At 72.9% G+C, this 19,654-nt stretch carries 20 protein-coding genes; 11 read left to right on the forward strand and 9 right to left on the reverse strand.

What is annotated here, in order from left to right; translation table 11 throughout:
* Position 1: 1 nt before the first annotated feature.
* From GA0070624_RS04605 to GA0070624_RS04615, 3 genes are all read right to left on the reverse strand, one after another.
* On the reverse strand, positions 2-604 hold the full coding sequence (locus GA0070624_RS04605) for a hypothetical protein (protein ID WP_091336936.1): 603 nt from the start codon (positions 602-604) through the stop codon (positions 2-4).
* Between the two features lie 77 nt (positions 605-681).
* Positions 682-1,929 (reverse strand): beta propeller repeat protein, encoded by a 1,248-nt coding sequence (locus GA0070624_RS04610; RefSeq protein ID WP_091336937.1) that lies wholly within the window; start codon positions 1,927-1,929, stop codon positions 682-684.
* Positions 1,926-2,465, reverse strand: coding sequence for a SigE family RNA polymerase sigma factor (locus GA0070624_RS04615; RefSeq protein ID WP_091336938.1), 540 nt, complete (start codon positions 2,463-2,465; stop codon positions 1,926-1,928). The genes GA0070624_RS04610 and GA0070624_RS04615 overlap by 4 nt, the downstream gene beginning before the upstream one ends.
* Positions 2,466-2,648: 183 nt before the next feature.
* Here GA0070624_RS04615 and GA0070624_RS04620 point away from each other — a divergent pair, with 183 nt between their 5' ends.
* On the forward strand, positions 2,649-3,569 hold the full coding sequence (locus tag GA0070624_RS04620; protein WP_091336939.1) for a hydroxymethylglutaryl-CoA lyase: 921 nt from the start codon (positions 2,649-2,651) through the stop codon (positions 3,567-3,569).
* A 91-nt stretch (positions 3,570-3,660) separates the two neighbouring features.
* Here the strand turns inward: GA0070624_RS04620 and GA0070624_RS04625 are convergent, their stop codons facing one another.
* Positions 3,661-3,999, reverse strand: coding sequence for a rhodanese-like domain-containing protein (locus tag GA0070624_RS04625; protein WP_091336940.1), 339 nt, complete (start codon positions 3,997-3,999; stop codon positions 3,661-3,663).
* A gap of 35 nt (positions 4,000-4,034) precedes the next feature.
* Between GA0070624_RS04625 and GA0070624_RS04630 the strand changes: the two genes are divergently transcribed.
* The 4 genes from GA0070624_RS04630 (at position 4,035) to GA0070624_RS04645 (ending at position 10,479) form a co-directional block, all read left to right on the forward strand.
* The gene (locus GA0070624_RS04630; RefSeq protein WP_176731593.1) at positions 4,035-4,676 is read left to right on the forward strand and encodes a TetR/AcrR family transcriptional regulator; all 642 of its coding nucleotides are present in this window, start codon (positions 4,035-4,037) and stop codon (positions 4,674-4,676) included.
* Positions 4,677-4,798: 122 nt separating this feature from the next.
* Positions 4,799-6,331, forward strand: coding sequence for an acyl-CoA carboxylase subunit beta (locus GA0070624_RS04635; RefSeq protein WP_091336941.1), 1,533 nt, complete (start codon positions 4,799-4,801; stop codon positions 6,329-6,331).
* 97 nt (positions 6,332-6,428) lie between these two features.
* A complete protein-coding gene (locus GA0070624_RS04640; protein WP_091336943.1) occupies positions 6,429-7,577 on the forward strand; it encodes an acyl-CoA dehydrogenase family protein in 1,149 nt (382 codons plus the stop codon).
* Between the two features lie 130 nt (positions 7,578-7,707).
* The gene (locus tag GA0070624_RS04645; protein WP_091336945.1) at positions 7,708-10,479 is read left to right on the forward strand and encodes an ATP-binding protein; all 2,772 of its coding nucleotides are present in this window, start codon (positions 7,708-7,710) and stop codon (positions 10,477-10,479) included.
* Between the two features lie 220 nt (positions 10,480-10,699).
* On the opposite strand, the gene GA0070624_RS04650 is transcribed toward GA0070624_RS04645, so the two are convergent.
* Positions 10,700-11,200, reverse strand: coding sequence for a MarR family winged helix-turn-helix transcriptional regulator (locus GA0070624_RS04650; RefSeq protein ID WP_091336946.1), 501 nt, complete (start codon positions 11,198-11,200; stop codon positions 10,700-10,702).
* 102 nt (positions 11,201-11,302) lie between these two features.
* On the opposite strand from GA0070624_RS04650, the gene GA0070624_RS04655 reads away from it, so the two are divergent.
* Positions 11,303-11,884, forward strand: a complete 582-nt coding sequence (locus GA0070624_RS04655) for a YceI family protein (protein ID WP_091336947.1) — start codon at positions 11,303-11,305, stop codon at positions 11,882-11,884.
* A gap of 257 nt (positions 11,885-12,141) precedes the next feature.
* Complete coding sequence (locus GA0070624_RS04660; protein WP_091336953.1) at positions 12,142-13,620, forward strand: glutamate-cysteine ligase family protein; 1,479 nt, start codon at positions 12,142-12,144, stop codon at positions 13,618-13,620.
* A gap of 97 nt (positions 13,621-13,717) precedes the next feature.
* Here GA0070624_RS04660 and GA0070624_RS04665 read toward each other — a convergent pair whose 3' ends face one another.
* The gene (locus tag GA0070624_RS04665) at positions 13,718-15,070 is read right to left on the reverse strand and encodes a hypothetical protein (RefSeq protein ID WP_245718661.1); all 1,353 of its coding nucleotides are present in this window, start codon (positions 15,068-15,070) and stop codon (positions 13,718-13,720) included.
* A 189-nt stretch (positions 15,071-15,259) separates the two neighbouring features.
* On the opposite strand from GA0070624_RS04665, the gene GA0070624_RS04670 reads away from it, so the two are divergent.
* Positions 15,260-16,000 carry a PASTA domain-containing protein gene (locus GA0070624_RS04670; protein WP_091336954.1) on the forward strand — a complete coding sequence of 247 codons (741 nt, stop codon included), beginning with the start codon at positions 15,260-15,262 and terminating at the stop codon, positions 15,998-16,000.
* Positions 16,001-16,003: 3 nt separating this feature from the next.
* Here GA0070624_RS04670 and GA0070624_RS04675 read toward each other — a convergent pair whose 3' ends face one another.
* Together GA0070624_RS04675 and GA0070624_RS04680 are read right to left on the reverse strand one after the other, a co-directional pair.
* Positions 16,004-16,447: a hypothetical protein gene (locus GA0070624_RS04675; protein WP_176731594.1), complete on the reverse strand. Its 444-nt coding sequence runs from the start codon at positions 16,445-16,447 to the stop codon at positions 16,004-16,006.
* A 98-nt stretch (positions 16,448-16,545) separates the two neighbouring features.
* Positions 16,546-16,830 (reverse strand): hypothetical protein, encoded by a 285-nt coding sequence (locus GA0070624_RS04680; protein ID WP_091336955.1) that lies wholly within the window; start codon positions 16,828-16,830, stop codon positions 16,546-16,548.
* A gap of 618 nt (positions 16,831-17,448) precedes the next feature.
* On the opposite strand from GA0070624_RS04680, the gene GA0070624_RS04685 reads away from it, so the two are divergent.
* The 3 genes from GA0070624_RS04685 to GA0070624_RS04695 all read left to right on the forward strand — a co-directional run bounded on the left by GA0070624_RS04685 (position 17,449) and on the right by GA0070624_RS04695 (position 19,074).
* Positions 17,449-18,330: a helix-turn-helix domain-containing protein gene (locus GA0070624_RS04685; RefSeq protein WP_091348154.1), complete on the forward strand. Its 882-nt coding sequence runs from the start codon at positions 17,449-17,451 to the stop codon at positions 18,328-18,330.
* Positions 18,300-18,521 carry a DUF397 domain-containing protein gene (locus GA0070624_RS04690; protein WP_091336956.1) on the forward strand — a complete coding sequence of 74 codons (222 nt, stop codon included), beginning with the start codon at positions 18,300-18,302 and terminating at the stop codon, positions 18,519-18,521. The genes GA0070624_RS04685 and GA0070624_RS04690 overlap by 31 nt, the downstream gene beginning before the upstream one ends.
* 145 nt (positions 18,522-18,666) lie before the next feature.
* The gene (locus GA0070624_RS04695; protein ID WP_091336957.1) at positions 18,667-19,074 is read left to right on the forward strand and encodes a hypothetical protein; all 408 of its coding nucleotides are present in this window, start codon (positions 18,667-18,669) and stop codon (positions 19,072-19,074) included.
* Here GA0070624_RS04695 and GA0070624_RS04700 read toward each other — a convergent pair.
* A complete protein-coding gene (locus GA0070624_RS04700) occupies positions 19,042-19,641 on the reverse strand; it encodes a hypothetical protein (protein ID WP_091348157.1) in 600 nt (199 codons plus the stop codon). The two genes, GA0070624_RS04695 and GA0070624_RS04700, sit on opposite strands and share 33 nt — an antisense overlap.
* Positions 19,642-19,654: the final 13 nt, after the last annotated feature.

Here is a 19,654-nt window from a genome sequence, read left to right on the forward strand (position 1 = left end):
CTCATCCTTTTGCGGTCGAGTTCGGATCGGGGGTGGTCGGTGGCTTGCCGTCGAGGACCGGATTGCAGATCTGGCCGGCCCGGAACTCGGCTGCCGCCTGTTGCTCACTTATCTGGCCGCTGCCGGTCTCCCGCGGCCAGTTGCCGTCCGGGCCCGGGTCGGGGAAGTCCGGTAGACCGTTGTCCCGCATGCACTGGGCGTAGGCGCGGCGGTGCACGATCTCCTCCGCCGTCCACACCGCCTTCTCCTCCAGTTCCTCCGGAACCGGCATGTTGTACTTCATGCACGTCATCTGAGCGGCCGTCCATTTCGGGTCGGCCTTCTTCGGCGCACCGGGCGCACGTAGGTCGACGAAGCCCTTGGCGTCCGGATCCGGCAGGTCGAAGCCCTGTTCCCGCAGACACTTGACCCACCGGCGTTGCGCTTCGACGTACTGGGCGACGGCCCCGCCGGTGCCGGCCGACTGCAAGGCTCTGGTCCCCGGGCTGCCGGCCGTGGCCACGCCCGGCGCTTTGTCCTCTCCGCCGCACCCGGCGAGTGCCAGGATCAGTGCGGCCGTCCCCAGGCCGCCGGCGAGTGGCCGCTGCCAGCGTGGATAGATCATTCCTTTTCCTCTCATTTCGGGGTGCGAGGGGGCGACACGCGTCATGGCAGCGCGTCAACGCCCGGGGTTGGAGATCGTCAGCGGTTGGTGACCGGCGACCAGTGCCAGCCGTCGGTGGAGCCGTACAGCACGTTGTCGGGGTAACCGATCGCGTAGAACCAACCGTCTCGCGTACGGCGGATCGGGCCGGCCGTGGCCGGCAGGCCAGCCAGCTCGACCATCCGGTACGCGCCGCCGTCGCGGGCCGCCCAGTAGCGGTAGGCGAAGTTCTGGCGGTCCTCCGGCTGGAAGAGCACGTGGGTGCCGTCGGCGGCGACGAATGACCCGTATCCGTTCGTCCCGTGCGGGATCTCACCGGTATCCGTGAGCCGCTGCCAGCCGTCCTTGGTGGTACCGCCGTTGAGGCGATAGACCGCCAGGACGCGCTCGCCGCTGACCACGGCGTACACCGTCTTCCCGCCACCGTCCACCGCCAGCGACAGCGGCTCGCAGCCCGCGCTCGGGCAGGACGGCGCGTCCCGGAAGACATGGGTGGCCCAGGTGCGACCGGCATCCGCGCTCACCGCGACCGCGGGTCGGCCGGTTGCCGGTTCGCGGCCCGGTATCCAGAGCCGGCCGGACAACTCGTCGATCCGCAGGCCATCCGGCTGCAACGTCAGGGCCGGTTGACGGGACAGGGGCGCGACCCGGTGCGACGCCGCGTCCACCGCCTGCATCGTGCAGGACGGCCCCGCCGTCTCCGGCCAGCAGATGGCCGTGCCACCGTCCGGCACCGCGTCCACCGCCGGCGCCTCCTGCGCCTTGCTCCAGTGGCGACCGCCGTCCGTGCTGATCATCAGGCTGGCCGTGGCGGCGCCCGGCTGATCCGGCTGCGCGGCCCTGATCAGGACATCGGGACCGAGCACCGCCATCGCGCCGAGCCGCATCAGCGTGCCCCGGTCGGTCCAGGTGCGGCCGCCGTCGTCGGAGCCCTTCAGTTGGGCGACAGACTTGTCGCACGTGCTCGGCGTGGTGCAGGTCAACAGCAGGTAGAGGTGCTTCGCGTCGGCGGCGTCGACCCACTGCAACCGCTGTCCGGGAAGCGGGCTGGCGCTCGTCGGCGGGGTGCTCCCGTCCGCGATCGGCAGTTCGTCGACCGAAGGCCGGGCCGTGGCCAGCAACGACGCGGCCAGTACGGCGATCGCCGCGACCGCCGAGATCCCCGCCACCGCCAGTCGCCGGCGGCGCCATTGACGGCGACCTGCCGTGTACACCTCGTCCGCCAGCAGGCGGCTCGGCGGCGACGATTCCGCCGCCTCCTCGAACAACTCACGCAGCCCGGTCATGCCCTTCCCTCCGTAGCGCCGGCGAGGGCGGGCACGGCATCGCCCAGAATCTGGCGCAGCGCGGCGAGACCCCGCGCCGTCTGGCTCTTGACCGTGCCCTCTGAGCAGCCCAGCGCGGCGGCTGTCTCGGCCACGTCCAGCCCCTGGTAGAACCGACAGACCAGGGTCACCCGTTGGCGGGGCGGCACGTGGCGCAGCGCCTGGACGAACACCATCCGGCGGGTCGTCGTCTCCGCGTCGTCGTCCGGGCCGGCCCGGTCCGGTGTTTCGGCGACACTGCGCTCGCGGCGCCGCCACACCCGCCGGGTTTCGGACAGGTAGGTCCGGACCAGGCAGGTCCGGACGAACGCGTCCAGCGCCTCCGGGTCGCGGATCCGGTGCCAGCTTGCGGCGACCCGGATGAACGCGGCCTGGGTGAGGTCGTCCGCCCAGTGCCAGTCCCCGCACATCAGGTAGGCGGTACGCCGGACCACCTCGCGCCGGGCAGCGAAGTAATCGCTGAACTGGCGGCGGCCCTCGTCGTCATCGCTTCGCATCCCGCTCCCTTCACGGATAGGTGCACGAGCGAAGCCCGATCGGTTGCACGGGTGGGCGGGAACGTTGTGCCGGATGTCGCTCGGTGCGGCCGGCGAGCGGATTGGCGTCCGCTGCCGCTGCTCTGCTTATCTGGAGAGCACAGGGCGGAGCATGCAGGACAGATGTCACAGTGAGGTGACCAGATGAGCCAGCTACCGGAGTTTGTGTCGATCCGCGAGGTCGGCCCGCGTGACGGGTTGCAGAACGAGGACCCGATCCCGACCGACGCCAAGGTGCGGCTGCTCGACGCCCTCTCGCGCACCGGCGTCAAGCGGATCGAGGCGGTCTCCTTCGTGCACCCGAAGGCGATCCCGCAGATGGCCGACGCCGACGAGGTGTGGCGGCGGGCCACGAAGGCGGAGGACGTGCGCTACTCGGCGCTGGTGCCGAACACCCGGGGCGCGCAGCGGGCGCTGGCCGCCGGCTTCACCGAGATCGAGGTGGTGGTCTCGGCCAGCGACACGCACAACCGGCGCAACGTCAACCGCTCGACCGAGGAGTCCCTCGACGACATCGCCGAGCTGATCCACCTGCTGCACGGCGCGGGCGCCCAGGCGGAGGTGATCGTGGCGACCAGCTTCGGCTGCCCGTACGAGGGGGACATCGACCCGCAGCGCGTCGCGGGCATCGTCGACCGGGTGGTCCGGGACGGCGCGGACCGGGTGGCCTTCGGCGACACCACCGGCATGGCCACCCCGCGCCGGGTCCGCGAGCTGATCACCGCGGTGTGCGACCGCAACGCCCACATCCCCGTCCTGCTGCACTTCCACAACACCCGGGGCACCGCGCTGGCGAACCTGTTGACCGCGCTGGAGCTGGGGATCACCGAGTTCGACGCCAGCGTCGGCGGCCTCGGCGGCTGCCCGTATGCCCCGGGGGCCAGCGGCAACCTGGCCACCGAGGAGGCGGTGCACATGCTGCACGACATGGGCATCGACACGGGCATCGACCTGGACGCCCTGATCGAGGCGGCCGAGCTGGCCGAAGAACTCGTCGGCAAGAAGCTTCCCTCCGGCGTCCTCCGCGCCGGCCCCCGCACCCGCCTCACCCCTCTCCCCGCCTGACGGCCCGCCCCAGACCTGCTGAGCCGGGTCGACCAGGAGGTTCGCGCCCGGTTCAGGATGCGAACCTCCTGGTCGAAGGAACGGGCGCGGGTCAGCGGGTGAGGGCGCCGGACTCGGTGGGGAGGCCGGCGGCGACCCAGTCCTCGATGCCGGCGGCGTACTTGCGCACGTCGGTGTAGCCGAGGGCGGTGAGCCGGTCGGCGACCCGCCCGCTGTTCGGGCAGGCGAGGTTGGAGCAGTACGTGACGATGGCGGCGTCCCGGTCCGGCAGCAGCTCGCCGGCCCGCTCGGCCACCTCGGCCTCGACCAGCGGGATCGCGCCGGGCAGGTGCTGCCGGGCGTAGTACTCGCCGCCGAGCGCGTCGACGACGGTCACCGTGCCGGCGTCGATCGCGGCGCGCAGCTCGTCCCGGGTGATGAGGGTGGTCATGGCATCCTCCTGAGGAATTGGACTACAGTCCGGTTATGTCCTGGAACGTTAGCGGACCACAGTCCGCTTCTGCCACCCCTCCACCCGAACTGCTCAAGTTGCGTAGCTCACCGCCCCGGGAGCGGGCCGACGCCGCGCGCAACCGAGCGGCCGTCCTGGACGCCGCAGCGGTCCTTTTCCGGGAGCGGGGAGTGGAGGCGGTCTCGATGGACGCCGTGGCCGCCGCCGCAGGGGTCGGCAAGGGAACGCTGTTCCGCCGGTTCGGGGACAAGGCGGGTCTCGCCGTGGCGCTCCTCGACCAGCAGGAGCGAGCGCTCCAGGAGGCGATCCTCTTCGGTCCGCCCCCGCTCGGGCCCGGCCCGGCCGGAGCGGAGCCGCCCGCGCGCGACCGGCTGCGGGCCTTCATCTCCGCCTACCTCGACTACCTGCTCGCCCACCTCGACCTGGTCCGGATGTCGGAGACCGCATCGCCGGGCGCGCGCTACCGGATCGGCGCCTACCGGTTCTGGCACCGGCACGTCACGCTGCTGCTGGCCGGGCGCGAGGACCCGGCGGCCGACGCGCACACGCTGCTCGCGCCCGTCGCCGCCGAGCACGTGCGCGGGGTACGCGAGGAGCTGGGCGACGAGCGGCTGCGGGCCGCCGTGCTGGCGCTCGCCGACGCGCTCACCGGCTGACCCCGCCGGCACCGCTCAGCCCGGCGTACGTCGGGTCGCCGGAGGGGGCACGGATGCGCTAACCTAACGATCGTTCAGGTCGGTCGGCGCGCTCATGAGGCGCGGGTGGCGAGGGAGTCGGCGTGACGCTCGACGGTGAGGCACTGGAGCAGCTGCGCAAGCGCGCCAAGGCCGGCGGTGCGGACAAGTACCACGCGGCGAACGCCGCGAAGGGCAAGCTCTTCGCCCGCGAGCGGGTCGCCCTCCTGGTCGACGAGGGCTCCTTCGTCGAGGACGGCCTCTACGCCAACGCGATGGCCGAGGGACTGCCGGCCGACGGCGTGGTCACCGGCACCGCCACCATCGACGGCCGCCCGGTCTGCCTGATGGCCAACGACTCCACGGTCAAGGCCGGCAGCTGGGGTGCGCGGACCGTCGAGAAGATCATCCGGATCATCGAGCGGGCGTACTCGACCGGCGTGCCGATGGTGTACCTGGTCGACTCGGCCGGCGCCCGGATCACCGACCAGGTTGAGCTCTTTCCGGGCCGGCGCGGTGCCGGAAAGATCTTCTGGAACCAGGTCCGCGCCTCCGGCTCGATCCCGCAGGTCTGCGCGCTCTTCGGGCCCAGCGCGGCCGGCGGGGCGTACATCCCGGCGTTCTGCGACGTGGTGGCCATGGTGGACGGCAACGCCAGCATGTACCTCGGCTCCGACCGGATGGTCGAGATGGTCACCGGCGAGAAGACCACCCTCGAGGCGATGGGCGGGGCCAAGGTGCACTGCGCCGAGTCCGGCGTCGGGCACTTCCTCTGCAAGACCGAGGCCGACGCGCTCGACGTGGTGAAGCGCTACCTGTCCTACCTGCCGGCGAACTGGACCCAGGCGCCCCCGGCCGCCGAGGCCGTCCCCGCGCCCGAGAACGCCGACCTGGCCGCGCTGGTCCCGACCAGCGAGCGGCAGGCCTTCGACATGCGCCGGTACGTCAAGGGTCTGCTCGACGCCGGCTCGTTCTTCGAGATCCAGGCGCTCTGGGCGAAGGAGCTGACCATCGGTTTCGGCCGGCTGAACGGCGAGGTCGTCGGCGTGGTCGGCAACAACTCGATGTTCAAGGGCGGGGTGCTCTTCGTCGACTCGGCCGACAAGGCGACCCGGTTCGTGCAGCTCTGCGACGCGTTCAACGTGCCGCTGCTCTTCCTCAGCGACGTGCCCGGCTTCATGGTCGGCAGCGCGGTGGAGAAGCAGGGCATCATCCGGCACGGCGCCAAGATGATCACCGCGATCTCCGAGGCGACCGTACCGAAGATCTGCGTGGTGGTCCGCAAGGCGTACGGCGCGGGCCTCTACGCGATGGCCGGGCCTGGCTTCGAGCCGGACGCCACCATCGCGCTGCCCACCGCGAAGATCGCGGTGATGGGCGCCGAGGCCGCGGTCAACGCGGTGTACGCCAACAAGATCGCCGCCATCGCCGACGAGACCGAGCGCGCCGCCTTCGTCGCCGCGAAGCGCGAGGAGTACGAGCGGGACATCGACATCGTCCGGCTCGCCAGCGAGCTGGTGGTCGACGCGATCGTCGAGCCGCACGAGCTGCGTGCCGAGCTGGTCCGCCGGTTCGCCGCCGCCCGCGGCAAGGAACGGCACTTCTCCCGGCGCCGGCACGGCGTCAGCCCGGTCTGACCCCGGCGGCCGGCCCGACCCGCGCCGGCCGGAACGGCACGAGCGACCAGTCCCGGCGTCACGAGCGCCCGGCGACCCGTCCACACAGGAGGAACAGATGGACTTCCGGCTCACCGAGGAGCAAGAGGCGCTGCGGGAGAGCGTGCGGGACTTCGCCCGCGAGGTGGTCGCGCCGGTCATCGCCGAGCATTACGAGAAGCACACCTTCCCGTACGAGGTCATCCGGCAGATGGGCAAGATGGGCCTCTTCGGCCTGCCCTTCTCCGAGGAGTACGGGGGCATGGGCGGCGACTACTTCGCCCTCTGCCTGGCCCTCGAGGAGTTGGCCCGGGTGGACTCCAGCGTGGCGATCACGCTGGAGGCGGCCGTCTCCCTCGGCGCGATGCCGATCTACCGGTTCGGCACGGACGAGCAGAAGGCGCAGTGGCTGCCGAAGCTGCTCAGCGGCGAGGCGCTGGCCGGTTTCGGGCTGACCGAGCCGGGCTTCGGCTCGGACGCCGGCGGCACCCAGACCCGCGCCGTCCTGGACGGCGACGAGTGGGTGATCAACGGCTCGAAGGCGTTCATCACCAACTCGGGAACCGACATCACCGCGCTGGTCACCGTTACCGCGGTCACCGGCACGAAGCCGGATGGCTCCAAGGAGCTCTCCACCATCATCGTGCCGTCCGGGACCCCCGGCTTCACCGTCGCGCCCGGCTACTCCAAGGTCGGCTGGACCGCCTCGGACACCCATGAGCTGACCTTCGACGACTGCCGGGTACCGGCGGCGAACCTGCTCGGCCAGCGCGGCCGGGGCTTCGCCCAGTTCCTGCGCATCCTCGACGAGGGGCGGATCGCCATCGCCGCCCTGGCGGTCGGCCTCGCCCAAGGCTGCGTCGACGAGTCGATCAAGTACGCGAAGGAGCGGCACGCCTTCGGCCAGGCGATCGGCAACTACCAGGCGATCCAGTTCAAGATCGCGGACATGGAGCTGAAGGCGCACACCGCCCGGCTCGCCTACTACGACGCCGCCGCGCGGATGCTCGCCGGCGAGCCGTTCAAGCGGCAGGCCGCGATCGCCAAGCTGCACGCCAGCACGATCGCCGTCGACAACGCCCGCGAGGCCACCCAGATCCACGGCGGCTACGGCTTCATGAACGAATACCCGGTGGCCCGGTTCTGGCGGGACGCCAAGATCCTGGAGATCGGCGAGGGCACCAGCGAGGTGCAGCGCATGGTCATCGCCCGCGGCCTCGGCATGTGATGGAGGGCAGACCCGTGCAGGTGCGCTGAGCCCCGGACGGGTCCCTCTCCTGTCGGATATCCGCACCGGAACGTCGGCTGCGCGACGCTCGACTGCCCACGGCCGCAGCCGATCTCTAATCTTCGTGCCCATGACTCCGGAGCATGATCGTTCGCGGCGGTCGGGCGGTCGTACCGGCCTGGCCGAGCTGCTGCGGGGGCACCGGCTCGCCGCCGGCCTCACCCAGGCCGAGCTGGCGTCGCGGGCGGGCGTCGGGGTGCGGACGGTCCGTGACCTGGAGCGGGGCCGGTCCACGCGACCGCAGCGCACCACGGTGGAGTTGCTCGCCGATGCGCTGGGGCTGACCGGCGAGAGCCGGGCGGGATTTCTCGCCACGGCCCGGTCGCCGGTCGCCGCCCCGCGGCCGGCCGCGCGGCAGCTGCCGGTCACCGGCCCCGGCGCCCCCTCCGGTACGCCCATCACCCTCCCCCCACCGGTGCCGCTGATCGGCCGGGACCGGGACGTCGCCGAGCTCGCCGCCCTGCTGACCGCCGACCACCTCGTGGTGAGCCTGGTCGGGCTGGCCGGGGTCGGCAAGACCGCGCTGGCCCTGGCGGCGGCCCACGCCGTCGCCGTCCACCACCCCGCCGGGGTGGCCGGGGTCCTGATCGGCGAGGCGTCCGACGCGGCGGACGTGCTCGCCGCGGCGGTGGCGGTCTTCGGGGTCAACCGGCTGCCCGACCTCGCCGGTCGGCTCGGCGGACGGCCGGCGCTGCTGATGGTGGACGCGGTGGAACGCGCGCCCGACCCGGTGGCCGAGGCCCTGCAGAAGCTCCTGACCGCGGCCCCGACGCTGCGGGTGCTGGTCACCGGCCGGCACCCGGTCGGGTTGCCCGGCGAGCGGGTCTGGCCGGTGGCGCCGCTCGACGTGCCGCCGGCCGGGATCGTCCCATCGGGTCCGGCGGAGCTGGCCCGCTGGCCGGCGGTGGCGCTCTTCACCACCCGCCTGGGCCAGGTGCGCCGCGAGCCGCCCGGCCCGGCGGAGCTGGCCGCCCTCGCCGCGCTGGTCCGGCGGCTGGGCGGGCTGCCGCTGGCGATCGAGCTGATGGCCGCCCGTGGCCGGATCCTCGACGTCACCGAGCTGCTCGACCGGTACGGCGATCGGGTCCTCGACCTCCCCGCCGCGCCCGACGGCCGCCCCGGCTGGGACCGGGCGGATGGCGTGCTGACCCTGCGCGAGGCGGTCGCCACCAGCTATCACCTCCTGGCTCCCGAGGAGCGGGCGGCCCTGCGCCGGCTCTCCGCGTTCCGCAACCGGTGGTCGCTGGAGCTGGCCGAGGAGCTGCTCGCCGACCGCGCCGACGGGGCGGCGGGCGCGGACCCGGTCCCGCTGCTGGACCGGCTGCTCGAACTCGGCCTGCTCAGCGTCCGGGGCACCGGTCCGTTCCGGTTCCGCCTCCTCGACGCCGTACGCGACTTCGCCACCGAGCAGGCCGCCGGCGCGGGCGAGCTGGCCGGCGTCCGGCGCCGGCACGCGCTGGTCATCGCCGGATTGGTGACCCGGACCGCCCCGGACCTGGTGGGCGCGGAACTCACCGGCGCGGTGCAGCTGCTCGACGAGGTGACCAGCGACATCAACGCCGCCCTGGCGCACGCCGCCGTCGACGACCCGGTCACCGCGCTCCGGCTGGCCGCCGCGCTGCCCCGCTGGTGGCGGTTCCGCGGTCGGGACGTCTTCGGGCGGCAGTGGCTGCGCCGGCTGCTGGCCGACCCGCGTACTGCCGACGCGGACCCGGTGCTGCGCGCCTGGGCGCTGCTCGGAGTGGCTCGGCTGGCGGCCGAGCACGGGGCGGGGGCGGAGGAACTGCCGGCGGCGCGGGCCGCGCTGATCGTCTTCGGGGAGGCCGGCGACGTGACCGGGGAACTGTCCACCCGGACGGTGCTGTGCGCCCTGCTGCACGCGACCGGCGATCAGAAAGAGGCCCGGGAGCAGGCCGAGGCGGTGCTGGAGCTGGCGACCCGACACGGCCGGGTGCGGGACATGGCGGTCGCCCAGAACAACCTCACCTGGCACGACATCCGGGTCGGCGACCTGGCCGGGGCGCGACGCCGACTGGCCGTGGTGGAGCGGCTGGCGGCCCAGCGCGGCGAACTGCGGCTGCGGGTGCTCGCCTGGGCGAACCTGGCCGAGGTGACCCGGCTGGAGGGCCGGTACGTCGACGCGGTGGAGCAGGGGCGCCGGGTCGCGACGGCGCTCGCCGAGCTGGGTGACCCGGGACACCGGCGCCGGGTGCTCGGCACGGTGGGGCTGGCGCTCGCCCAGGACGGCCGGGCCACCGAGGCGTTGGAGGTGGTGGCGGAGCTGCGTTCGGCGGGGGCGCCCGGGCCGGCGCCGCGTGGCCCGGAGCCGGCGCTGCGCGGCCCGGAGTCGGCGCTGCGCGGCCCGGAGCCGGCGGGCGGCCTGGAGCCGGCCGGCGGCCTGGAGCCGGCCGGCGGCGTGGAGTTGGCGGCGGGCGGCCCGGAGTTGGCGGTGGGTGGGCGGCCCGGCGCCGGAGGCTCGCCGCGCTCCGCGGGCAACCGACCCGAGGACGCGGTCTGCGCGCTGATCGAGGGCAACCTGGCGCTGCACCGGGGCGACCGGGAGCTGGCGGCCGAGTGGTTCGCCGCGGCGGCCGAGGCCGGCGCCACCGGCCAGGACCGGCGCGACGTCGTCGAGGCGCTCGTCGGGCTGGCGGCGAGCACGGCCGACGTCGCGGTGCTGGACCGGCTCGACCGGGTGCGCCGGGCGAGCGGGATCAGTCTGCTGCCGCAGGAGGAGGAACTGCTGTACGCGCTGGTGGCGCGCCGCAAGCCGGGCGCGCGCCGCGACGGCGAGGCTAGGTGGGAGGGCCAGGAGCCGGCGGTCCGTGCGGTGCGTGAATGAGGAGACCCTGGAGGTCCGGTCCAGAAGAGCGGGGGTGGCGCGAGCGAAGAAGCCCCCTGGTGTTGCCCCTCGCTCATCGCTCGCGCCGGCACCTCCCGGTGCCCCCCCGCTGACCGAAGCCTATCCGTCCCGCTGGGAGGATTTGGTCGATTCCGGGCACTTTTAGCCTGGATATCGGCCGGTTCTGCCGGTCTTTCTGCCGGTGCGAGGTTGACCGGGGTCAGCAGTTGGCCGACGCCGGCTCCTCGGTTGGCGCGCTGCCGGCGGTCGCGCCCGGATGGACCGCGTCGCGTACCCGACGGAGGCCGTCGAGCAGGGCCTCGAGCGCGGCCGGTTCGAGCTGGCCGGTGAACCACTGCTCGATGATCCGCAGGTGCCCGGGGAGGGTCTCCTCCAGCCGTTCCATTCCGGCGCGCGTGACCACCGCGTACGAGCTGCGCCGGTCGGAGGGGCACGCGCTGCGGCAGAGCAGGCCGTCGCGTTCCATCCGGTCGACCACCCGGGTCACCCCGCTGGTGGACAGTGAGGTCTGCGCGGCGAGGTCGGTCATCCGCAGCTGGTTGCCGGGTGAGCGGGCGAGCCGCATCAGCACCTCGAACTCGACCGGGGAGAGGCCGTGCTCGTCGAGCTCGGCGGCGAACCGGGCCGACAGCCCGGCGTGCGCCTCGACGAGGAGGCCGACGGCGGTGATCCGGGGATCGTCGAACACGTTCTGGTCCACGCACCTATCCTAGCAGTACTTGACACACGGAATATTGTCATGGCTATAGTTGCTGAGTCAGCCGTTGGGCTACTTAACAAACTTCCCCGGGAGGACAGCACCATGACCAGCAGCACCGAATCGGTTACCCGCGACTGGAACGGCCTCACCATCCCGGCCGCCGGCACATACCTGCTGGACGCGGCTCACAAGCGGGTCGGCTTCGTCGCTCGCCACATGATGGTGAGCAAGGTACGCGGTGAGTTCGGCGACGCGACCGCCACGATCACCGTCGCGGAGGACCCGATGCAGTCCTCCGTCACCGCCACCATCCAGGCGGCCAGCATCCACACCGCAATGGCTGACCGCGATGCGCACCTGCGCAGCGGGGACTTTCTGGACGTGGAGGCCTTCCCGACGCTGGAGTTTCGCAGCACCGGCGTGAAGTCCTGGAACGGTAACCAGTTCATCCTCTCCGGCGAGCTGACCATCAAGGACGTCACCCGTCCGGTGGACCTGGAGGTCGAGTTCGAGGGCGTCGGCCGCAGCCCGTTCGGTCAGGACATCTTCGGCTTCTCCGCCAGCACCGAGATCGACCGCGAGGCCTTCGGCCTCACCTGGAACGTCGCCCTGGAGCGCGGCGGCGTCCTGGTCGGCAAGAAGATCAAGATCGAGATCGAGGGCGAGGCCATCCGCCAGGCCTGATCGCCCCGCAGGACGCGAAGGGCCCGTGCCGTCACCGACGGCGCGGGCCCGTTCGCGTACGTCCGGACGGGTGCGAATTGTCACGGCTTATTCGGCGGCGCCACCGGGTGCGCCGCGGACGGGCTGGGTAGGGATTCGGCATGAGCGCCCGTCGAGGTCCGACCCCAGGCTCCTCGATCTAGGCGCTCGTAACGTGAATGGTTCACAATGCGTTCCGGAACGATACTGTTCCGTTGCGCCTCGCGCCGGGAGGACACATGGGCAGAGACGTCGAGCAGGGCGCCTTCTCCCGGGAGGATCGGGCCCGCTACCGGCAGAAGGTCCGGCGGTGCCTGGACGTCTTCGCGCTGATGCTGGACGACTTCGGCTTCGACGCCGACCGCCCGATGACCGGGCTGGAGATCGAACTCAACCTGGTCGACGCGGCCGCCGAGCCGGCCATGCGCAACGACCAGATCCTCGCCGACATCGCCGACCCGCTCTTCCAGACCGAACTGGGGCAGTTCAACCTGGAGCTGAACGCCCCGCCCCGGCTCATCGAGGGTGGCGGCTTCGCCGACTACGAGCAGGACCTGCGCAACAGCCTCACCCGCGCCGACGAACGGGCGGCGAAGTCGGACGCCAAGATCGTCCTGGTCGGCATCCTGCCCACCCTCACCGAGCGCCACCTGGTGGTGGACAACCTCTCCACGAACGAGCGCTACCGGGCCCTCAACGACCAGATTGTCGGCGCCCGGGGCGAGGACATCGACCTCGACATCCGTGGCGTCGAGCGGCTGCAGACGCACAATGACTCGATCGCACCCGAGGCCGCCTGCACCAGCCTCCAGTTCCATCTCCAGGTCGCGCCGGACAGCTTCGCCGACTACTGGAACGCCGCCCAGGCCATCGCCGGCCCCCAGGTCGCGGTGGGCGCGAACTCGCCGTTCCTCTACGGCCGGCAGCTCTGGGCGGAGACCCGGATCGCCCTTTTCCAGCAGGCCACCGACACCCGCCCCGACGAGCTCAAGGCCCAGGGCGTACGCCCCCGGGTGTGGTTCGGCGAACGCTGGATCACCTCGATCTTCGACCTCTTCGAGGAGAACGTACGGTACTTCCCCCCGCTGCTGCCGATCTGCCAGGACGAGGACCCGGTCGAGGTGCTGCACGCCGGCGGGGTGCCCGAGCTGAGCGAGTTGCGGCTGCACAACGGCACCGTCTACCGCTGGAACCGCCCGGTCTACGACATCATGAACGACCGTCCGCACCTGCGGGTGGAGAACCGGGTGCTGCCGGCCGGGCCGACGGTGGTGGACATGCTGGCCAACGCCGCCTTCTACTTCGGGTTGGCCCGAGGGCTGGCCGAGGCGGATCGGCCGATCTGGAGCCAGCTCACCTTCAGCTCCGCCGAGGAGAACTTCCACGCCGCCGCCCGGCGCGGCATGGACGCCGTACTGCACTGGCCCCGGCTCGGTGAGGTGCCGGTGGCCAAGCTGGTGCTCGATGTCCTGCTGCCGAAGGCGGCGCAGGGGCTGGACCGGTTCGGCGTCGCCCCGGCCGAGCGGGACCGGCTGCTCGGCATCATCGAGCAGCGCTGCCGCACCGGGCGCAACGGCGCCGTCTGGCAGACCGAGACGGTCTGGGCGGCCGAGCGGCACCGGGGCATGGACCGGAACGCGGCGCTGCACCACATGGTCGAGCGCTACGCCGAACTGCAGCGCAGCAACGAGCCGGTGCACACCTGGCCAGCCGACTGACCATCGGCCCCGCCCCATGCCGGCCGATGGCGGCCCGGGCTCACCTGGCCAGCCCCGCCGAATGGTCGGCCCCGTCGTGGCCCGGCGTGTGGCGGGATCAGCGGCTGCGGCGACCGGGGCGGGTCTTCGGTCCGGTGGTCGGAGGGGTGGTCGTGCCGCTCTCCGGCTGGCTGGTGGTGGTCGCCTCCGACGGCGCTCCCGTTGCCGGCTCATCCGCCGGCGATGCCTCGGTTCGACCGGTCGAGCTCGCGCGGGCCGGGCGCGTCGTGGATCGGTTCCGGGTGGCCGCGCCGGTGGCCGAGCCGCCCGGCTCGCCGGCTTCCGCCACCGCCAGAGCCGAGTCGGCGGTCGGTTCGGTCGTTTCCGTCGCCGCGGGCGGTGGACCGGAACTGCCGGCCCGACCGCGGCCGCCCACCGGCCGACCCGTCGCCGCCGGCTCGTGAGTGCCCGTTGCCTTGCCGGCCGTCGGCTTGTCCAGGGTTCCCCGCGGGTGCTCGGTAGGCAGGTCGTCCGGCTCGCCCGTGCGCTGCCGGGGCAGGGTCACTCCGGCCTCCCGCGTGGCGGCGCGCTGGTCGGCCCGCTGGGCCAGTGCGGCCACCAGGACCGAGCCGCCCACCCCCGCGATCACCGCGTACGGGGCGATCAGGTGGGCCGAGACCTGCTCCGTGGCGATCGCCGCCAGCCTCGGCACGGCCAGCAGGTACGCCACCGCGACGAGGAGCGGCCCGGCCGCCCCGGACGCCGCCGCACCGATTCGCCGCTCGGGCAGCCGGGCGGTACGCCGGGCGGCCAGCGCGCCGATCACCAGGGCGGAGCCCACCGAGAGCAGCGCCCCGGGCCAGTAGAAGTAGTCCCGGATCCAGATCCGGCCGCTGTCCACGCTGATCTGCCAGATGCCGAGCTGCGCGCTGGTCAGGCCCCGTCCGGAGCGGACCCCGTCGGCAACCGCGATCACGGCGAGCAGCCAGAGCCAGCCGGTCGTGGCGACGACGTTGGTGGCCGCCGCCCGGGAGCGCAGCGCCCAGCTCGCCACCAGCACCCCGAACAGCAGCCCGACGGCGGCGTAACCGGCGGCGGTGCTCTGCGGGAAGAAGGTGTCCGGCACGCTCGCCGTGCGGGCCGGTACGGCGACCAGCAGCACGGTGATCAGCCCGCCGACCGCCGCGGCGACCGCCAGGGTGATCTTCCGCAACGTCCCGTCGGGATCCTGGTCGCCGAGGCCGCGGTCGTGCAGCCGCTGCGCACACACCGCGCCGGCGACGACCGAGGTGGCGGAGATCCAGGTGGCCCAGGCGAGGCTGGCCACCCACGCCGCCTCGACCTGGGCGGCGTCGGCCGGAGTCCAGTCGATGATGCCCAGGCCGTAGCCGAAGCCCAGTTGCGCGGCGCCCGCACCGGCAGCGACGCCGATCGCGGTGGCGACCGATCCTCCCCAGCCCCGTCTGGCCATGCCGGGGAGCGTAGCGCCCCGTGGTCGGTGGGGCGAGTGGTGGCGGGAACCGCGACCGGCCGCGGCAGCGGGCCTGGCGGCCGACACCATGCCGGGCGGCTCGCCGCGCTGATCCCTGCCGATGGCCTCCCCGACGGTTAGCTTTGACGGTCGAGGGCCCGCGGCGCCCAACCCGGTGGGGAGAGGACGATGAGCGACGATCGTGAGGAGCGACCCGCCGGGGAGAACGCGGACGCCACCCGGCCGCTGCCGCCCGATCGCACGGGCCAGGAGCCGGGCGAGACCACCCGTCCCCTGCCGCCGGACGGTGAGCGGACGGAACGGCAGGAGCCGGTGGACTCGACCCGCCCGATGCCGCCCACCCCGCCGTCGGCCTGGTCCGGGCGGGCCGAGGTCCCGCCGCCCCGGCCGGTCGGCTACCGGGAGCAGACCACCGAGTGGTACACCGAGGAACAGGCGGGCCGCCGCTGGTGGATGCCGATCCTGCTGGGCATCCTCGCCCTGGTGCTGCTCGCGCTGATCGGGCTGGGCGTCTGGCTGGCGCTGCGCGCCGCGGACGAGGGACCCGCGCCGTCGTCCTCGCCCTCGTTCCCGCCGACCTCCGCCCCGGCGACCTCCGCCGCGCCCACGTCGGCGGCGCCGAGCACCGAGCCGCCGACGACCCCGCCTGCCACCACGGCCCCGGCCCGGGTGCCGATGCCGCCGCTGGTTGGCCTGTCGGAGGCCACCGCCCGCGCCATCCTCGACCGGCTGGGCGTGGGCTACCGCGTGGAGACCCGCATCTCGGACCGCCCGGCGGGCACGGTGCTCGAGACCGACCCCGGTGCGGGCGAGCTGATTACCGAAGGCGAGCAGGTCACCCTCGTGGTCGCCCAGGCCGCGGCGCCGACGACCGGCGCCGGCACTCCCACGCCCAGTCCGACCCCCTGACCGTCACCACATCCGGCGTCTGGTGCCGACCAGCCCGAGCCCGGCCAGCGAGATGGTGAGGCCCAGCAGTCCCGAATAGAACAGGGACCGGCTGACGTCGTCCGTCGTGCGTACGCCGTTCGAGCCGGCCGGGGCCTCCGCCAGCCCGCCACCGCCGCCCGCCTCGCCGCCCACGGGTGCGGCACCGGCGTCCCGGCCGATGGAATCCGCGCCGGGCCCCGCCCAGCCGGGCTCCTCCGGCTCGGTGGGTGGGAAGGATCCCTCGCCGACCACGGTGATCTCCGGCGCTGGCACCGGTTCGCTCAACTGCTCGGTGGAGGAGAGGGCGGGGTAGCGGACCACGACCACGAGAGTGGTGGCGGCGCCGACCAGCGCCAGAAGCCCAAAGGCGTAACCGATACGGGACCTGTGGTGCCGCCGCGCGGCGGGCAGATTGACCATGGCCATCCCAGGTTCAGGGTCCGGGACGCGCGGGGTGAAGACTTCGCCGGGGTAGGCGTACCGATTCTATGGCGACGACACGGCCCCGACCTGGCAATCCGGGGTCAGCCCACCCGGACCGGGGTCCGGGCGAGCGGGCGAAGCGTGCGTACGGGATTCGGGCGCATCGCCGGCGTCGCCGGAAGCTGGCGCAGCCCGGCTGCCTGCACGAAGATCGACCGCCGGTTGATCGCGTCCCCCGTTGCGTTCAACTCGTAGCCGTCGAGCCACACCCAGCCGTCGTAGGTGGGCCAGTCGTGCACCCGGATCACCCGGAACATGATGGGTCGAAGGAACTGGACACTCGCCGTGCGGGTCACGTGCAGTACGTCACCGGAGCGGGGAAGCACATGAGCTCCTGGGAGGAATCGGCCGGCGGGCGAGCCGGCGGGAAGCTGAATCGGGGGACGGATCGGCCCGGTGGCGGGGTCGTGCCTGGTGGACCTTGATCAGGGTGTCGGCGGTGGTCGGGCCGTACCCGCGATCTGCGCGTCGCCACCCGACCATCACCCGGCTGCTCCCGGGTTACCGCGCCCGCCGCCGCAGCCATCCGGCGTCCAGCGGCGGGGTCATCACCCCGGGGTGGCAAATCCGGTCGGCTCGCCGCCCGCGTCCCGCGGCGGGTGGAACCACCACGCCGAGAGATCATCTGGGAACGGTGAGTGACCTTCGCCATATCGACAGAGTGCACCAGCGTCGTGCTTCGTGCAAGTTGCACCTCGACTTTTGCCGATAGATGAGCGGACACGTCAGTGCGACGCTTGATGCCTCCGCACCGGGGCGGCAGACTGGACGCCGGTTTCGCCCGTCGCGGCCGGTCGAGTACCGGCATCACCCCTGCCGCGAACGATCGCCCGCCGTACGACGGTCGCGCCCTCGGCGGGCGAGGAGCCGGGCGCGATCGACCGGAGGTGGCGGATGAGCGCGAGCAGCCAGCGTTCCCGTCCCGCGACCCGCGGGGTGGCCCCGTGAGCGTGCGGCGCAGCCCCACCATCCGGCGTCGACGGCTGGGGGCGGAACTCCGCCGCCGGCGGGAGGCCGCCGGCATCACCATCGAGGCGGTCGCCGAGCAGCTGGAGTGCTCCGCCTCGAAGATCTCCCGCATCGAGACCGGTCACACCACCGCCACCCCGCGCGACGTTCGGGACATGCTCCGGATCTACGGGGTGGTGGGCGCCGAGAGCGACGAGCTGGTGCAGATCGCCCGGGAGGCCCGGCAGAAGGGCTGGTGGCATCCGTACAGCACGGTGCTGGTCGGGGCGTACGTGGGGCTGGAGGCGGCGGCCAGCTCGATCCGGGCGTATGAACAACAGGTCGTGCCGGGCCTGCTGGAGACCGAGGAGTACGCGGGGGCGATGATCCGGGCCGCCCGGCCCGACTTCTCCGCCGATCAGGTCCAGCAACGGGTGCGTGTCCGTCTGGGCCGTCAGTCGTTGTTGATCCAGGACGATCCGGTCGATCTGTGGGTGGTGCTCGATGAGGCGGTGCTGAGCCGGCCGGTGGGTGGCGACGAGGTGATGCGTGGCCAGCTCAGACGGCTGGTAGAGGTGGCCGAACTGCCGAACGTGACGCTCCAGGTCCTGCCCTTCGAGGTGGGGGCGCACGCCGGCATGGACGGCACCTTCACGATCCTCAGCTTCCCCGAACCGAGTGATCCCGATGTCGTGTACGCGGAGAACGCCACCGGGGGGCTCTTCCTCGAGAAGAGCGACGAACTGCAGAAGTACAGCTTCATCTTCGATCACATACGGGCAGCAGCCATACGGCCCGAGGAATCCATCGCATACATCGCAAAACTTGCAGAGGAGCCGTTGTGGAAATGGCGACCAAGAAGTTCCCCGTGGACCTGACCCACGCCACCTGGTTCAAGAGCTCGAAGAGCGGGCCGAACTGCGACAACTGCGTGGAGGTCGCGTACGTGACCGGGGCGGTCGGCGTGCGGGACTCGAAGGACAGGACGGGCCCGGCCCTGGTCTTCGCCCCGAGCGACTGGCACGCCTTCGTCTCCGGCGCCCGGGACGGAGCGTTCGTCCGGGCCTGATCCGGCGTACCGGGTGGACGGTGGGTCCGCCGGATCCACCGCCCACCCGTCGCCACTTCCGCCGCCGCCTCGTTGAACCCGTCGGTACGGCGCTGGTCGGCCACCCGCCGAGGGGATCGGCAACCGAGCGAGGCAGGCGAGAGGGATGACGACGATCGGTTCAGGGAACGTCACCAACGGTCCCGGCAAGTCGGAGCGGTTCGGCGGCAAGTACCGCGGCACCCGCCGGGACACCGTGCTCACCGAGGTGGTCTCCACCGACACCGAGAGCGGCGGCCGGGACGGCTCCTCGTCCACACCGGAGCACGCCGATCCGCCGTTGTCGCTGCCGTCGCTGGACCCGAACCCGCTCACCGAGCCGTCCTTCCCGCCGACCGGCTGGCCGATGGAGTCGGCCGAGTCCCTGGTGGACCATCCGCTGCTGCGCGGTCTGCTGATGGAGCTGCCCCCGAGGGGCAGCGTGCCGCCGCCCGGCTGGCTGGACCGCTGGTTCGACGCGACCCGGGCGATCCTCGAGCTGCTATACGTGCAGGGGGCTGGCCGCTCGCGGTGACGCGGCGGCGTCCGGCATCGCCCGCTCGGCGAGCCGGCTGTGCCGCAGCGCGTGGCGTACCCCGATCGCGGCCACGCCGAGGGTGCCGACGGTGATCGCGGGCCCGGTCACGGCGGGCCCGGCGAAGAGGTCGACGCCCGCCGCCGAGATGACCGCCGGGACGACCGCCAGGGCGGTGGCCTGCAGTGGCAGCGCGATCAGCGGGTGCGCCGCGGCGGCGCGCAGGCCGTGCGGGGCCGGGGTCCCTGGCGCCGCGGCGAAGGCGCCGGCGCCGGCCCACAGCCGCCGCACCCGCCGTACCGTGCAGGCCGCGACCACCAGTGCCGGGGCCGCCGCGAGGGCGAGGCCGGCGGCGGCCCGGTCGAACGGCGTCATGCCCGCGCTCTGCAGGTCCGCGACCAGCACCGCGGCCGTCAGCCCGAGGCCGGTCAGGGTCAGCGCGGACAACCATCCGGTACGCCGGCGGAGTGCGCGGGCGCGGCGCGGCCGGGGCAGTCCGTCCGCGACGACGCCGGCGGCCAGCCACACGACGGCGACCGGGAGCAGAACCGCGAGCTGGTCATCCATGCCGTCAGCCTTG

This window comes from Micromonospora rhizosphaerae, from assembly GCF_900091465.1.
GTDB classification, from domain to species: Bacteria; Actinomycetota; Actinomycetes; order Mycobacteriales; family Micromonosporaceae; genus Micromonospora; species Micromonospora rhizosphaerae.